9 protein-coding genes are annotated in these 15,069 nt (G+C 62.7%); 4 read left to right on the forward strand and 5 right to left on the reverse strand.

All coding sequences use genetic code 11. The features are described from left to right. Positions 1–10: 10 nt before the first annotated feature. The 5 genes from NKH93_RS06195 to NKH93_RS06215 all read right to left on the reverse strand — a co-directional run bounded on the left by NKH93_RS06195 (position 11) and on the right by NKH93_RS06215 (position 7,386). Positions 11–2,230, reverse strand: a complete 2,220-nt coding sequence (locus tag NKH93_RS06195; protein ID WP_352969630.1) for a 3-hydroxyacyl-CoA dehydrogenase NAD-binding domain-containing protein — start codon at positions 2,228–2,230, stop codon at positions 11–13. A 12-nt stretch (positions 2,231–2,242) separates the two neighbouring features. Beyond that, positions 2,243–3,451 (reverse strand): acetyl-CoA C-acetyltransferase, encoded by a 1,209-nt coding sequence (locus tag NKH93_RS06200; protein ID WP_352541294.1) that lies wholly within the window; start codon positions 3,449–3,451, stop codon positions 2,243–2,245. Between the two features lie 32 nt (positions 3,452–3,483). Continuing rightward, the gene (locus NKH93_RS06205; protein WP_352613911.1) at positions 3,484–4,653 is read right to left on the reverse strand and encodes an acyl-CoA dehydrogenase family protein; all 1,170 of its coding nucleotides are present in this window, start codon (positions 4,651–4,653) and stop codon (positions 3,484–3,486) included. Between the two features lie 237 nt (positions 4,654–4,890). Continuing rightward, a complete protein-coding gene (locus NKH93_RS06210) occupies positions 4,891–6,687 on the reverse strand; it encodes an acyl-CoA dehydrogenase (RefSeq protein ID WP_352613910.1) in 1,797 nt (598 codons plus the stop codon). Between the two features lie 237 nt (positions 6,688–6,924). Then, entirely contained in the window at positions 6,925–7,386 is a 462-nt protein-coding gene (locus tag NKH93_RS06215) for a MerR family transcriptional regulator (protein ID WP_023677331.1), read from the reverse strand. A 552-nt stretch (positions 7,387–7,938) separates the two neighbouring features. Here NKH93_RS06215 and NKH93_RS06220 point away from each other — a divergent pair. The 4 genes from NKH93_RS06220 (at position 7,939) to NKH93_RS06235 (ending at position 15,069) form a co-directional block, all read left to right on the forward strand. After that, the gene (locus tag NKH93_RS06220) at positions 7,939–11,799 is read left to right on the forward strand and encodes a peptidoglycan-binding protein (protein ID WP_352969633.1); all 3,861 of its coding nucleotides are present in this window, start codon (positions 7,939–7,941) and stop codon (positions 11,797–11,799) included. A 191-nt stretch (positions 11,800–11,990) separates the two neighbouring features. Beyond that, positions 11,991–12,914, forward strand: coding sequence for a sulfite exporter TauE/SafE family protein (locus NKH93_RS06225; RefSeq protein ID WP_023676949.1), 924 nt, complete (start codon positions 11,991–11,993; stop codon positions 12,912–12,914). Beyond that, positions 12,914–13,705 carry a TIGR02186 family protein gene (locus NKH93_RS06230; protein WP_352448631.1) on the forward strand — a complete coding sequence of 264 codons (792 nt, stop codon included), beginning with the start codon at positions 12,914–12,916 and terminating at the stop codon, positions 13,703–13,705. The genes NKH93_RS06225 and NKH93_RS06230 overlap by 1 nt, the downstream gene beginning before the upstream one ends. Before the next feature lie 107 nt (positions 13,706–13,812). Further along, the gene (locus NKH93_RS06235; RefSeq protein WP_352969635.1) at positions 13,813–15,069 is read left to right on the forward strand and encodes an Hsp70 family protein; all 1,257 of its coding nucleotides are present in this window, start codon (positions 13,813–13,815) and stop codon (positions 15,067–15,069) included.

Below are 15,069 nucleotides of genomic sequence, written 5' to 3' on the forward strand. Positions count from 1 at the left end.
GAAGACGGCGTCAGGCCGCCTCCTTGGCCTCGTCCCTGGTATAGGGATCGAAGCGCTCGTAGAAGGTCTCGCCCTTCTCGGCCATATCAAGCAGCAGCTTCGGCGCCTTGAACTCGGTGCCGTATTTCTTCTGCAGGCGCTTGGCGATTTTGACGAATTTCTTAGCGCCGATGCCGTCGATGTAGGACAGTGCACCGCCTGTATAGGGCGCGAAGCCGAAGGCCAGGATCGAGCCGACATCGGCCTCGCGTGGGTCGGTAACGATGCCCTCTTCCATCACCCGTACCGCCTCAAGCGCGATGGTGACCAGCAGCCGCTGCTTCAGTTCCTCATAATCAACCTGCTCCGGCGCCAGCTGCGGGTAGAGATCCCTGAGACCTGGCCACAGCTTCTTCTTGGCCGGTTTTGCCGGATAGTCATAGAAGCCCTTGCTGTTCTTGCGGCCCAAGCGACCATGCGTGTCGACCATCGTGTTGATCAGCGCCATCTGCTTCGGATCGACCGCCTTGTCGCCGAGATCGCGCATGGTCTGCTTCATGATCTTCTGGGCAAGGTCGATCGCGGTCTCGTCGGTCAATGCCAGAGGACCGACCGGCATGCCGGCGGCTTTCGCCGCATTCTCGATCATCGGCGCCGGAACGCCTTCGATCAGCATCTTGTAGGCTTCCGACATGTAGCGCAGTACGCAGCGATTGACGTAAAAACCGCGCGTATCGTTGACGACGATCGGCGTCTTCTTGATGGCGCGGACGAAGTCGATCGCGGTGGCCAGCGCCTTGTCGCCGGTCTTCTTGCCGAGGATGATCTCGACCAGCATCATCTTGTCGACCGGCGAGAAGAAATGAATGCCGATGAAATTCTTCGGGCGCGCCGAATTCCTGGCCAGCGATGTGATTGGGATGGTCGACGTGTTCGACGCGAAGATCGCCGACGGCTTCAGCACCGCCTCGGCCTGTTCGGTGGCATCCTTCTTAACGGCCGAATCCTCGAACACCGCCTCGATCACAAGATCACAGCCGGCAAGATCGGCGTAATCGGCCGTCGGCGTGATCAGCGACAGCAATCTTTCCTTGTCCTCTGGCTTGGCGCGGCCCTTCCTGACCTGATCCGAGATCAGGTTGTCGGAATGCGCTTTGCCCTTGGCGGCGGACTCTATGTCGCGGTCGAGCAGCACCACCGGAATGCCGGCCTTGGCCGTCACATAGGCGATGCCGGTGCCCATGAAGCCGGCACCGAGCACGCCGATCTTCTTGAACTTCGTTTCCGGCACACCGGCCGGGCGGCGCGCGCCCTTGTTCAGTTCCTGCAGCGACACGAACAGCGAACGGATCATCGCTGCCGCTTCCCTGGTCTGCATGATCTCGGTGAAATAGCGTTGCTCGATCCGCAAGGCGGTGTCGAACGGCACCAACAGGCCCTCATAGACGCATTTCAGGATGGCGGCAGCGGCGGGATAATTGCCATAGGTCTCGCGGCGCAGAATGGCGATGGCCGGGGGCCACAGATTGGCACCGGCCACCGAATAGATCGGGGCGCCGGGCAGCTTGAAGCCCTTTTCATCCCATGGCGCCACCGGTTTCAAGCCGTTCCTGATCATCGCCTTGGCGGTTTCGACCAGCTTGTCCGGCTCGGCAATCTCATGGATCAGGCCCATCGACTTGGCCTTCTGAGGCGACAGCGTCTGGCCGGACGTCAGCATTTGCAGCGCCTGCTGCTGGTCGGTCAGCCGCGGCACGCGCTGGGTGCCGCCGGCGCCCGGAAAAATGCCGATCTTCACTTCGGGAAGCGCCATCCTCACTTTGTCTGAATCGGCCGCGACACGGCCATGGCAGGCGAGCGACAATTCGAGCGCGCCACCCATGCATGTGCCGTTGATCGCCGAAACCCATGGCTTTCCCGAAGTTTCCAGCTTGCGGAATAGGCCGTTCATGGTGCCCGCATTGTCGAACAGGGCCTTGGTCGCCTTCTCCGGGTCCTTCGCCTTGTCGGCGGCGAGGGTCGCCAGCATCTTCTGCAGCATGGTGATGTCGGCGCCGCCCGAGAACGTATCCTTGCCGGAGGTGATCACCGCGCCCTTTATCGCTGCATCGCTCGCCACTTTGTCGACGATGGTATTCAGTTCGAGCATCACCTCCTCGGTGAAGACGTTCATCGAACGGTCCGGCATGTCCCAGGTGACCAGCGCAATGCCGTCGGCGTCGATGTCGAGGGTGAAATTGGTGTAGCTCATCATCTCTCTCCGTCAGACGCGTTCGATGATCGTTGCAGTGCCCATGCCGGCGCCGATGCAAAGCGTCACCAGCGCGGTGTTGAGGTCGCGGCGTTCCAATTCGTCCAGCACCGTACCGAAAATCATCGCACCGGTGGCGCCGAGCGGATGGCCCATGGCGATGGCCCCACCATTGACGTTGATCCGGTCATGCGGAATGTCGAAAGCCTGCATGTAGCGCAGCACCACCGAAGCGAAGGCCTCGTTGAGCTCGAACAGGTCGATGTCCGACAGCTTCATCTTCGCCCGCTTCAACAGCTTCTCGGTGACGTCGACGGGGCCGGTCAGCATCAGCACCGGTTCGGAGCCGATGTTGGCGAACGCACGGATGCGTGCGCGCGGCTTGAGGCCGAGCGTCTTTCCCGCCTTTTTCGAGCCGAGCAGCACGGCCGCCGCGCCATCGACGATGCCGGAGGAATTGCCGGCATGGTGGACGTGGTTGACCTGTTCCACCTCGGGATGCTTCTGCACGGCGACGGCGTCGAAGCCGCCCATTTCGCCGGGCATGACGAAGGACGGGTTGAGCGCGGCAAGCGACTGCATGTCGGTCGAGGGCCGCATATGTTCATCATGGTCGAGGATGGTCAGGCCGTTCTGGTCCTTGACCGAGATCACCGAATTCTTGAAGCGGCCCTCGCCCCACGCCTTGGCGGCACGCTTCTGGCTTTCGACTGCGTAGGCATCGACGTCGTCGCGCGAAAAGCCGTATTTGGTGGCGATCAGGTCGGCCGAGATTCCTTGCGGCACGAACCAGCCGGGTAGGCCGACCGATGGGTCCATGAACCAGGCGCCGCCGGAGGCGCCCATGCCGACGCGCGACATCGATTCGACGCCACCGGCGATGACGACCTCGTCGGCGCCCTGCGCGATCTTGGCGGCGCCGAAATTGATGGCGTCGAGGCCCGAGGCGCAGAAACGCGATATCTGCATGCCAGGCGCCTTGGTGTCGTAGCCGGCCTCGAAAGCGGCGGCACGTGGAATGACCGCACCCGCCTCGCCAACCGGATCGACACAACCGAAGATGATGTCGTCGACGGTGCCGGTGTCCAGCCCGTTGCGGTCGCGGATGGCCTCGAGCACCTTGGCGCCGAGCCGCACCGCCGGCACTTCGTGCAGCGAGCCATCCTTCTTGCCCCTGCCGCGCGGCGTGCGCACGGCATCATAGACATAAGCTTCGGCCATTTTCCTGCTCCTTGGGTTTGCCGAAAAGTCGCTCAGAGCGAGCGCCCGATCAGCAATTTCATGATCTCGTTGGTGCCGCCGTAGATGCGCTGGACGCGGGCGTCGCGGAACATGCGCGCAATCGGATATTCATTCATGTAGCCATAGCCGCCATGCAATTGAAGGCATTCGTCGACGACTTTTCCTTGCAGGTCCGACAGCCAGTATTTGGCCATAGACGCGGTCACCGGGTCGAGGCCGCCGTTAATGTGGCGGGCAACGCAGTCATTATAGAAGACGCGGCCGATGGTCGCCTCGGTCTTCAATTCGGCAAGTTTGAACTGGGTGTTCTGGAATTCGATGATGGGCTTGCCGAAGGCCTTGCGCTCCTTGACGTAGTCGATGGTAAGCGCCAGCGCCCGCTCGATCATGGCGATAGCAGTGGTGCCGATCTGCAGCCGCTCCTGCGGTAATTGCTGCATCAACTGGACGAAGCCCTGGCCTTCCTCGTTGCCGAGCAGGTTCGAGGTCGGCACACGCACGTCGTTGAAGAACAGTTCCGACGTGTCGTTGGCCTTGAGGCCGATCTTGTCGAGGTTGCGGCCGCGCTCGAAACCTTCCACCTCGTCAGTCTCGACGACGATCAGCGAGATGCCCTTGGCGCCCTTCTCAGGATCGGTCTTGGCAACGACGATGATGAAATTGGCGAGCTGGCCGTTGGTGATAAAGGTCTTCGAGCCGTTGAGCTTGTACTGGTTGCCGTCCTTTTCGGCGCGCGTCTTGACGCTCTGAAGGTCGGAGCCCGCACCCGGCTCGGTCATGGCGATGGCGCCGATCAGCTCGCCGGTCGCCAGCCTCGGCAGCCATTTCTTCTTCTGCTCGTCCGAGCCGTAATGGAGGATGTAGGGGGCAACGATCGAATTGTGCAGGCCAATGCCGAACCCGTCGACGCCGACATGGCCGATCGCCTCGATAATGGCGCTCTCATGCGCGAAGGTGCCGCCCGATCCGCCATATTCCTCCGGCATCGAGGCGCACAGCAGGCCGGCAGCACCCGCCTTCAGCCAGCTCTCGCGGTCGACCATTTCGTTCTTCTCGAACTCGTCGTAACGCGGCGCGATCTCTTCCGACATGAAGCGGTGCGCCATGTCGTAAAGCATGCCGACCTCGTCCGCCGCCCAGGCGGGCTTGGGAAGGCCAAGGATTTCGGCGGGGTGGGTCATGGTTTCTCCCTCGCGCCGACGTTCCCCTCCCCCTCGAGGGGAGGGTGGCCGCGAAGCGGCCGGGTGGGGTCGCCGATGACTTGCTCGACCTTATCTTTTACAACCTGCGCCATGTGCCACGGCATTGCGATCATTTTCCTCCAAGGCATGCACCAGAATGGAGGTCGGCGCACTGCACGCAGGACCCCTCCCGGCCCTTCGGGCCACCCTCCCCTCGAGGGGAGGGGAACGCCGAAGCTAGAACGCTTCCGCCGGCAGTGCCATCAATGTGTCGGCACCGCTGGAGATGCGGGCAAGATGCGCCGACGTCTCCGGCATGATCCGCTCTATGAAGAAGCGCGCCGTCACCAGCTTGTTGTCGTAGAAAGACGAAGCGCCGTCAGCGCCATCAGCCAATTTCGCTGCGGCCACCCTGGCCATCCGGGCCCACATATAGCCCAGCGCCACCAGGCCGAAGAGATGCATGTAGTCGGTCGAGGCGGCACCGGCATTGTCGGGCTTGGCCATGCCGTTCTGCACCAGCCACATCGTCGCCGCCTGCAGATCGTTGAGGCCCTTTTTCAGCGCCTTGGTGAAGGGCGCCATCGTCTCGTCGGTGCGGTTCTCCTCGCAGAACTCTCCGACTTCCCTAAAGAAGGCCTGGACCGCGCGGCCGCCATTCAAGGCCAGCTTGCGGCCGACGAGATCGAGCGCCTGGATGCCGTTGGCACCCTCATAGATCATGGCGATGCGCGCATCGCGGACGAACTGGCTCATGCCGTGCTCTTCTATATAGCCGTGGCCGCCGAAGACCTGCTGCGCCATTACCGCATGATCGAACCCCTTGTCGGTGAGCACGCCTTTGACCACCGGCGTCATCAGGCCGGTGTAGTCGTCTGCGACCTGGCGATCTTTGTCGTCTCCGGAGCGGTGAGCGATGTCGGACTTGATCGCCGTCCACAGCGCCAGCGCGCGGCCGGCCTCGTTGAAAGCCTTCATGGTCATCAGGCTGCGGCGGATGTCCGGATGGACGATGATCGGATCGGCCTTCCTGTCCGGCGCCTTCGGCCCTGACAGCGAGCGGCCCTGCAGACGATCCTTGGCGTAGGAAACCGCATTCTGATAGGCGACCTCCGATAGCGAGAGGCCCTGCAGGCCGACGCCAAGCCGCGCCTCATTCATCATGGTGAACATTGCTTTCAGCCCGCCATTGGCCTCGCCGAGCAGCGTGCCTTCAGCGTCGTCGTAATTCATGACGCAGGTCGAGTTGCCATGGATACCCATCTTCTGCTCGATCGAGCCACAGGAGACGGTGTTCTTCTCGTCCGGATTGCCTGAGGCATCGAGCTTGAGCTTCGGCACGATGAACAGCGAGATGCCCTTCACGCCATCCGGCGCGCCCTCGATACGGGCCAGCACAAGGTGGACGATATTGTCCGACATGTCATGCTCGCCGGCAGAGATGAAGATCTTCTGACCGGAGATCCTGTAGGTGCCGTCGCCATTTGGGACGGCCTTGGTGCGCAGCAAGCCAAGATCGGTTCCGCAGTGTGGCTCGGTCAGGTTCATGGTGCCGGTCCAGGCGCCCTCGACCAGCTTCGGCAACCATGTTGCCTTCTGCTCTTTGGTGCCATGGGTGATGATCGCAGCGATCGCGCCTTGCGTCAGGCCGGCATACATCATCAGCGACATATTGGCCGACACCATGTATTCGGCAACCGCAGTGTGCACCGCGTAGGGCAAGCCTTGCCCGCCAAACTCGACAGGTGCCGCGAGCCCCATCCAGCCGCCTTCGCGATACTGGTCGAAAGCTTCCTTGAAGCCTTTCGGCGTCGTTACCGAACCGTCGTCATGGCGCATGCAGCCTTCCACGTCGCCAATGCGGTTCAGCGGCTGCATCACGTTTTCGGCGAGCTTCGCGCCCTCGGCAAGGATGGCCTCGAGCACATCCGGTGTGGCGTCGGAAAATCCGGGAAGATTGGAATAACGCTGATATCCCAGCACTTCGTTCAGCACGAACAGCGTGTCCCGGACCGGCGCTCTGTAGATCGGCATGCGTTTCCTCCACCATGCGGTCTTGGCCCCGAAATCAGCCCCAGCATATGAGGATGGCAGACGGACCAACGTTGTGGTCGAGATAACAAATATTGACGTTTGCGTAAACGTCAATTCTGTGCTGAGGCAAATTTTCTCCCGCGCGCCAGGACGACAAACGACAAAGCACGGCAAACGACGAAGAACCGCGCAGCGAAAGCCGCGCGGCTCCTATTCGTCACAAATCGAAAGCTTAGTTTAGCTCGCCACACTGGCCTGCGGGGTCGAGCGCTCGATCAGCATTTGCCGGACGGTCGACATCGAAGCACTCAGTTCGCTGATGGCATCGTCGATCAGCGCCCGCTGCTTCTGCAGGCGGGCAAGCTGCTTCTCCGACTTGTCGAGCGCCAGCCGCAATTGCTTGGTGTTGGAGCCGTTCGGATCGTAGAGGTCCATCATCTGCTTGACGTCACGCAGCGAGAACCCGACCTTGCGGCCAAGCAGGATCAGCTTCAGCCGGGCCCTGTCGCGGCGTGTATAAAGACGGGTCGAGCCGTCGCGCTGCGGGTTGAGCAGACCCTTGTCCTCATAGAAGCGCAGCGTACGCAGCGTCACTCCGTATTTCTTGGCCATTTCGCCGATGCGGACAAGCTCTTCACCGGCTTCGCTCGACATATCGTTGGTGTTGGCCGCGGCTTGGCCGGGCGAAATAAGTTTCATGGTCACTGGCTTTCCCCGTCTGGTGGCGTCGCGGTCGCGGACCTTGCGTCGCCTGAGTGAAAGCGGGGGCGTGCTTCCACTCGTGGTTTCAACAAACAAATCGCAAACGGCGTAATCCGCTCATTTACGTTTACGTCAATTCTATATCGATAGCCGCCTCAGCACGCAAGAGTGTTCTGGTCTTGCAACTTTATGCCGCAGCACCAGCGGACAACCTAAAAGGTCGTTGCCGATTTCGGGAGCGATCATGCGGCTGATCAAAATTCTACAACGTCTTTTGCGCGTCCAAAAAAAGACACCCGGCGCCGTCGGCAGCCAGCCGACAAAGTTGCAACTTCTTAAGCTTGGTTAACGCGTTGTTTACCACGTTGGGGCGAAATGTGCGCATGTCGGTTACCCGTGTCTATCCTGTACTGAATTTTTCACGGTTTTTCGGAGCGCGGATGAGACCGGGAAGCTCGTCTTCCACTGCAACAAGCCAAGCAGTCGCCTTCGTCCCGGCAGGACTTTGGGAACCTGGTGAAAGCCAGCAATTCTGAAACGGGCGCATTGATGAACAGCAAGCGGTCCTACCTCGATACACTCAACGCCGGCAGGCAACGCCGGCCGCACACGACGCTTGAAGAGCTCAACCGCTCCCTGGAAACTCTGGAGCAGCGGCTGGAGCGGACGCGCGAGGAGACGGCAAGCCACGCCGATCCGCGCCGACCAGCGGCAGAACCACGCTATCCCAGCGCCCAACCCTATGGCCAGCAGCGCCGGTATGAGGATCCACGCGCGCAGCGGCCGAAAGGTCCAGCAGCGGCTTTCGACCAGAATTACCAGGCGATCGCCCGCGATATCGACCGGGTGCGGGGCCAGGAGGACGGCGTCGCCCTAGCCGGCAAGATCGCCGGCGAATTGCGCGGCCTGCGCGAAGAGTTGCGCCAGCAGATGACCTCCGGCCTGCAACGCGAGTTCGAGGTACTGCGCAAGAATATTGAGCGAGCCTTCCAGTCAAATGGCGGCGGCAAAGGCAGCGCCGAACTCAGCGTCGAATTCGAGCGGCTTTCCGGCGCCATCCAGACACTGGCCGAAAAAAGCGACGACAGAAGCGTCAATATGCTGCGGCTCGAGCTTGAGCAGGTCAAAGCCGCGCTCGATACGCTGGCGCGCGAGGAGAGCGTGCAGGCGGTCGGACGCCGCTGGGACGATTTCGACCGCCGCTGGAACGCTTTCGAGGATCGCGTCGAGGCCGATCAGCGCAAGCGTTCCGATGCACCCGGCCTGTCGGCGCTAACGGAGCGGCTCGAACAGATCAGCAATGCCGTCAGCAATCTGCCGGAATCGCTGTCGCTGCGCTCGCTCGAGGAAAAGGTCCGCACGCTTGCCGGAGCGGTCGACCATTTCGCCCGCCAGCAGGACAATCGCGGCGGCGACACATTCAGTCAGATCGACGAGCGGCTCGACGAGATTTCCCGCGCGATCGTCGCCTCGACGGTTGCCGCGCAAGCCAATTCGTTCGACCCCGAGCCCTTCGAACGCATCGAGAAGCGGATCGATTCACTGGCCCAGCAAATCGAAGAAGTGTCGCAGGATCGTCCGGGTCGGGAGGTCATCGACCGTCTCAACACATTGTCGAGCCGCGTGGATGAACTGGCCGGCCGAGCCAATCTGCCGGAACAGGCGATGGAGCGCCTTGCCAGGCAAGTCGCGCTTATTGCCGACAAGATCGACCACGCACCTGCCATGCCCGACGCCGACTACATCTTCCAGGGGCTCGAGCAGCGCTTCGACGTGCTGTCCAGCATGATGGAACGTCGCCAGGGCGACGCAATCGAACAAGGCAACATGCTGTTTCGCGACCTTGAGCGCCGGTTGGACGAGGTCGCCGACAGGCTGGACCAGCGCATGCCGCAGGTCGATAGCGCCGGCATCATGGATGCCATCGACGCCCGCTTCACCGCGCTGGCCAAGCGGATTGAGACGCGCGTTCCAGATCCCGCCAACGAGGCGGCGATCCGTGGCCTGGAGAGCCGGCTCGAAGACATCTCAAGCCGGCTGGATTCGTCCGCGGCACAGGTCGCCAGCATCGACCCGGCGTTGATCCGCAGCCTTGAAGCGCAGGTCGCCGGCCTGACGGCGCATCTTTCCAAGCCTGGCACGCCGCTGCCGGAATTCGACGACATCAGCCCGCGTCTCAACGAAATCGAGAAGTCGCTGGCCGGAACCCGCGATTCCATCCTCGGCGCGGCGCGCGAGGCGGCTGAGAGCGCCGTCCGCTCACTGGCCGGATCAAGCGCCAACACGGCGGCCGTTACCGGCCTCGCCCAGGACCTGAAGACGCTCGAGGCACTGACGCGGCGTTCGGACGAGCGCAATTCGAGAACGTTCGAGGCTATCCACGATACGCTGCTCAAGATCGTTGACAGGCTTGGTTCATTGGAGACGGGTGAACCGGCAAGCGCTGAGTTGAGCAAGCGTTTCGGCCGGCCATCCAAGATCTCGGTACAGGACGCACCGTCGATGGACCTCGACCAGCCGCTGCCGTTGACAGGCAGCATGGCCGATCTCGACGGCCGCGCCGCGGCGCTCGTCCGCGACGAGCCAGGTCCGCGTACGCCAGCCGAGGCCGCCGCCGCAGCAGCCCTGGCGGCTCTCGGTTCAGACACGACGCGTGAAAAATCCGAGCAAGGCGGCGGCAGGAAATCGATGTTAGGCGGGCTGGCGCGCGCCTTGAAGGGCAAGAAGGACGCCGAGATGCCGCCGCTTGCAGGCTCGGCGCAGAGCGCCGAGATACCGAGCGTCGATCTCGACGAGCCCCTCGACCCCAAGCTCGCCAACCGGCCACTGGAACCCGGCTCCGGCGCACCCGACCTCAGCGCCATCATGAAGCGCGTGCGCGACGAGCGCGGGCAGCCGACCCGGGAAGGCGGCGCTGAGGCGGCAAAATCGGACTTCATTGCGGCAGCCAGACGGGCTGCGCAAGCGGCGGCTGCCGAGGCGGACGCCCTCAAGCGCCAGTCGACGATGAAAGGCCCGGTCAAGGCACTCAGGATCGGCGACCTGCTCAAGGCGCGGCGCAAGCCGATCCTGATGGGGGCAATCGCCATCATGCTGGCGCTTGCCGGCCTGCAACTGGGCAAAGCCTTCTTCTCCGACCCGGTCGAAGTCACCAACAATGAGGCGGCACCGGCCGTGGCCGTACAGCCGGTGGAAACCAATTTGGCCAGCGTTGCCAGCGAGCCGAAGGCGGACGCGCAGACGACACCACAGGAGAGCGCGCCGTCGCCCACCGTCAGGCAGGCAGAGCCATCCGCATCGATGACCAAGGACGACACGGCGGCGCAAACCGGCCCCGCTACACCGGCAGCCGAGACATCGACGGCGCCCTCGGCTTCCGCGGAGCCCGCTGACCTGGCGGCGCAAGACTCCGCGGCCGCAGTGCCCACGCCGGCAGCGGCGACGGCCAGCGACGCCGAGCCAATGGCTGCCGCGCCTGCTATAGCCACCGCTGCGACGCAGGACTCGACCGGCACGGTGCCACCGGCGGATGCTGCCGCGGCAGGCGTTGCCAAGATCGACGTTCCGGCCGATGCCGGTCCGGCCGCCCTGCGCGATGCAGCGGCGGGCGGCGACGCCAAGGCGCTGTTCGAGATCGGCTCGCGCTACGCCGAGTCTCGCGGCGTCAAAGAAGACATGGCGGCGGCGGCCAAATGGTATGAGAAAGCTGCCGAACTCGGTTTCGCGCCGGCAGAATACCGCATCGGCAATTTCTACGAGAAGGGCATCGGCGTCGCACGCGACATCAAGAAAGCGAAAACCTGGTACCAGCTTGCCGCAGCGCAGGGCAATGCCAGCGCGATGCACAATCTTGCCGTGCTGTTTGCGATGGCGGCGGATGGCGTGACCGACAATGAATCGGCAGCGCGCTGGTTCCAGGCGGCGGCGGATCTCGGCGTCAAGGATAGCCAGTTCAATCTCGGCATCCTCGCGGCGAAGGGCGTCGGCATGAAGCAGAACCTCGAGGAGAGCTACAAATGGTTCGCACTCGTCGCCAAGACCGGCGACAAGGATGCGGCGGCCAAGCGCGACGAGATCGCCAAGGCGCTGAGGCCCGAGCAGCTGGAGCGTGCGCGGGCCGCGGCTGAACTGTGGAAGGCCAAGCCGCTCGATCCAACCGCCAATTCGGCCGACGTTCCTGAATCGTGGCAGGACGGCACACCACAGACGACCGCCGGCATCGACATGAAGAAAGCGGTCCAGAACATCCAGCGCATTCTCAACAAGAACGGTTACGAGGCCGGCAATCCCGACGGGATGATGGGCCAGAAAACCAAGAACGCGATCATGGCCTTCCAGGCCGACAACGATATGAAGGCAACCGGCGTGATTGACGAAAAGCTGGTCAAGGCGCTGCTTGCGCGTAAATAACGGCGGATGCGTCGTTTCCGCGACGCCCTTGCCACAGATTTGCCTGTTAACTGATTGAGTTGTTTTTTGTTTCGGCGGTGCGGCGAAGTTTGACTTCACGGCCCGGCCGGCGCAAGAACGAGATAGCCTTCTGACGCAAAATGCCCGCAACGGTTGCATTCGCCAGGAGGCAAACTGATCGAGACTGACGGGTGGGCATCTATCTCCCGATCGCGGAAATTTCCGTCAACATCTTCGTGCTGCTGGCCATGGGTGCGGCGGTGGGTTTCCTGTCGGGCATGTTCGGCGTGGGCGGCGGCTTTCTCATTACGCCACTGCTGATCTTCTACAACATACCGCCGGCAATCGCGGTCGCCACGGGCGCCAACCAGGTCATCGCTTCCTCCTTCTCCGGCGCCCTGTCGCACATGAAGCGCGGCACGCTCGACTTCAAGCTTGGCGGCGTGCTTTTAGCCGGCGGCATCGTCGGCTCGACTGGTGGTATCTATGTCTTTGCGCTCCTGCGCCGGCTCGGCCAGCTCGACCTGTTCATCTCGCTGCTCTACGTCGTGCTGCTCGGCACCGTCGGCGGACTGATGCTGGTCGAGAGCGTCAATGCGCTGCGCGCCACTCGCAGCGGCGCCGCACCGGTGTTGAAGAAATCCGGCCAGCATAATTGGATCCACCGCCTGCCGCTGAAGATGCGGTTCAGGGCCTCGAAGCTCTTCGTCAGCGTCATTCCGGTGCTTGGGCTGGGCGCGGCGATTGGCTTCCTGTCCTCGATCATGGGCGTCGGCGGCGGCTTCATCATGGTGCCGGCCCTGATCTACCTTTTGAAAGTGCCGACCAACGTCGTCATCGGCACCTCGCTGTTCCAGATCATCTTCACCTCGGCTTACACCACGCTGGTCCACGCCACCACCAATCAGACGGTCGACGTCATGCTCGCCTTCCTGTTGATGGCAGGCGGCGTCGCCGGCGCGCAATATGGCGCCAAGGCTGGTCAGAGGCTGCGGGGCGAGCAACTCAGGGCACTGCTGGCGCTGCTCGTGCTGGCGGTAGCCATCCGGCTTGCCATCGATCTTTTCGTCACGCCGCCCAATCTCTATTCTCTGTCCGGCGTGGGCCTGAGCTGATGGCCGGCCTAAGGACGCTCGCGGCCGCCGTCTTGCTGTCGCTGCTGGCTGCTGCGCCACCGGCGAAGGCGCAGGCGCCACTAACCGAAAACATCCAGATCGGCCTTTCCACCGACAATGTCTCGATTACCGCCGGCTTTTCCGGCGCCGACCTGACCATTTTCGGCTCACTGGAAAATGCCGATCCGCTTGTCGCGCGGCAAGGGCGCTACGACGTGATCGTCGTGCTGGAAGGCCCGGCTCGGCCGGTCGTCGTGCGCCGCAAGGACCGGGTGCTCGGCGTCTGGGTCAATCTGGAGTCGGAGACCTTCAAAAACGTACCTGTCTCCTATTCGGTGGCGACGACGCGGCCGCTGCAGGACGTCACCGATCCGAACAGCTACAAGCAGCTGTCGCTTGGCGCCTCCAACCTCTATTTGCAGCCGGCCGACGCGGAGGACAGCCCGGCGACAATCGAGGAGTTCACCGCCGCGCTGCGCGAACGCAAGGCGGCGACCGGCCTCTACAGCGAGAATGTCGGCGGTGTGCAGTTCCTGTCGCAGAACCTGTTCCGCGCCACCGTCAGGCTCGCCCCAAACGTTCCGGTCGGCACCCATAAGGCCCGCGCCTTCCTGTTCAAGAGCGGCTTGTTCATCAAGGAAAGCTCCGCCCAGCTCGAAATCCGCAAGTCCGGTTTCGAACAGTCGATCTTCCGCGTCGCGCACGACTATTCCTTCCTCTACGGTGTCTTTGCCGTATCGCTGGCCATGCTGACCGGCTGGCTCGGACGACTGGTGTTCAGGAAAGACTGAACTCTCGTAAAAGTGGTTTCCCTTTCCGAGGGTATGGGTTAGACCGCGACCCCGGCCCGACCGGATACGAGCTGCTGCTCCCCAAATCAGAACTACAGGAACGCACGATGCGACCAGCATTTGCCGGTATCGACTTCGGCACTTCGAATTCCACCGTGAGCGTGGTCAGGAACGGGCAGCCGCGGCTGGTGGCGTTGGAAGACGGCCAGGTCACGCTGCCCAGTGCGGTATTCTTCAATTTCGAGGACAACCGCACCTATTTCGGGCGACGCGCCCTTGCCAACTATACGGACAGTATCGAAGGCCGCCTGATGCGCTCGTTGAAGAGTGTGCTCGGCAGCTCGCTTGCCCACGAAAAGACACGCATCAAGGCGCGCTCGATCGGCTTCATGGAGATTGTCGGCCTGTTCGTCGGCCATCTGAAAAAGAAGCTGGAAGAAGAAGCCCATGACGCGGTCGACAGCGTCGTGCTGGGACGGCCCGTGCAGTTCGTCGACGACGATGCCGAGGCCGACGCCAAGGCGGAGCACGAACTCGAAAACGCCGCTCGTGCCCACGGCTTCAAGCAGATCGCCTTCCAGTTCGAACCGATTGCCGCGGCGCTCGACTACGAACAAAAGGTGACGCGCGAGGAACTGGCGCTGATCGTCGACATGGGCGGCGGCACGTCCGACTTCTCAATCGTGCGGGTCTCGCCCGAGCGCGCCCGCTCGCTTGACCGCAAGGACGACATCCTGGCCAGCCGCGGCATCCACATCGGCGGCACCGACTTCGACCGGCTGCTGAGCATCGCCCATGTGATGCCGCAGCTCGGCTATCTCTCACCGACCAAGGATGGCAAACGTAATCTGCCGGCGAGCTACTTCATCGACCTGGCGACGTGGCAGCGCATCAACCTGGTCTATACCGCGAGGGCGATGACGCATCTGCGCCAGATCCGCTATGAGGCGGAGCACGCAGACCTGGTCGACCGCTTCATCCACATCGTCGAGCATCGTTACGGCCACGCGCTGGCGGCGCTGGTCGAAAAGGCCAAGATCAAGCTGACGGACCGATCGTCGGCCGATGTCGAGGTCGCGCTGCCCGAGGTGAGGTTCACGGCAGAAATCACGCGCAAGGGTCTCGAAGCCACCATAGCCAGGGACATTGAGCGTGTTGCGGCTACGGTCGAGCAGACCATCCGCGACGCACAGGTGAAGGCCTCGGACATCACCGCGGTGTTCCTGACCGGCGGATCGACCGCGATCCCGCTGGCCAGGCAGCAGATCCTGGCGCTGGTGCCGCAGGCGTCGGTAATCGAAGGCGATGTGTTCGGCTCGGTCGGGCTTGGGCTGGCGCTCGACGCGCAGCGGAAGTTCGGCTGA

Source organism: Mesorhizobium sp. M0954 (assembly GCF_040319155.1).
Lineage (GTDB): Bacteria > Pseudomonadota > Alphaproteobacteria > Rhizobiales > Rhizobiaceae > Mesorhizobium.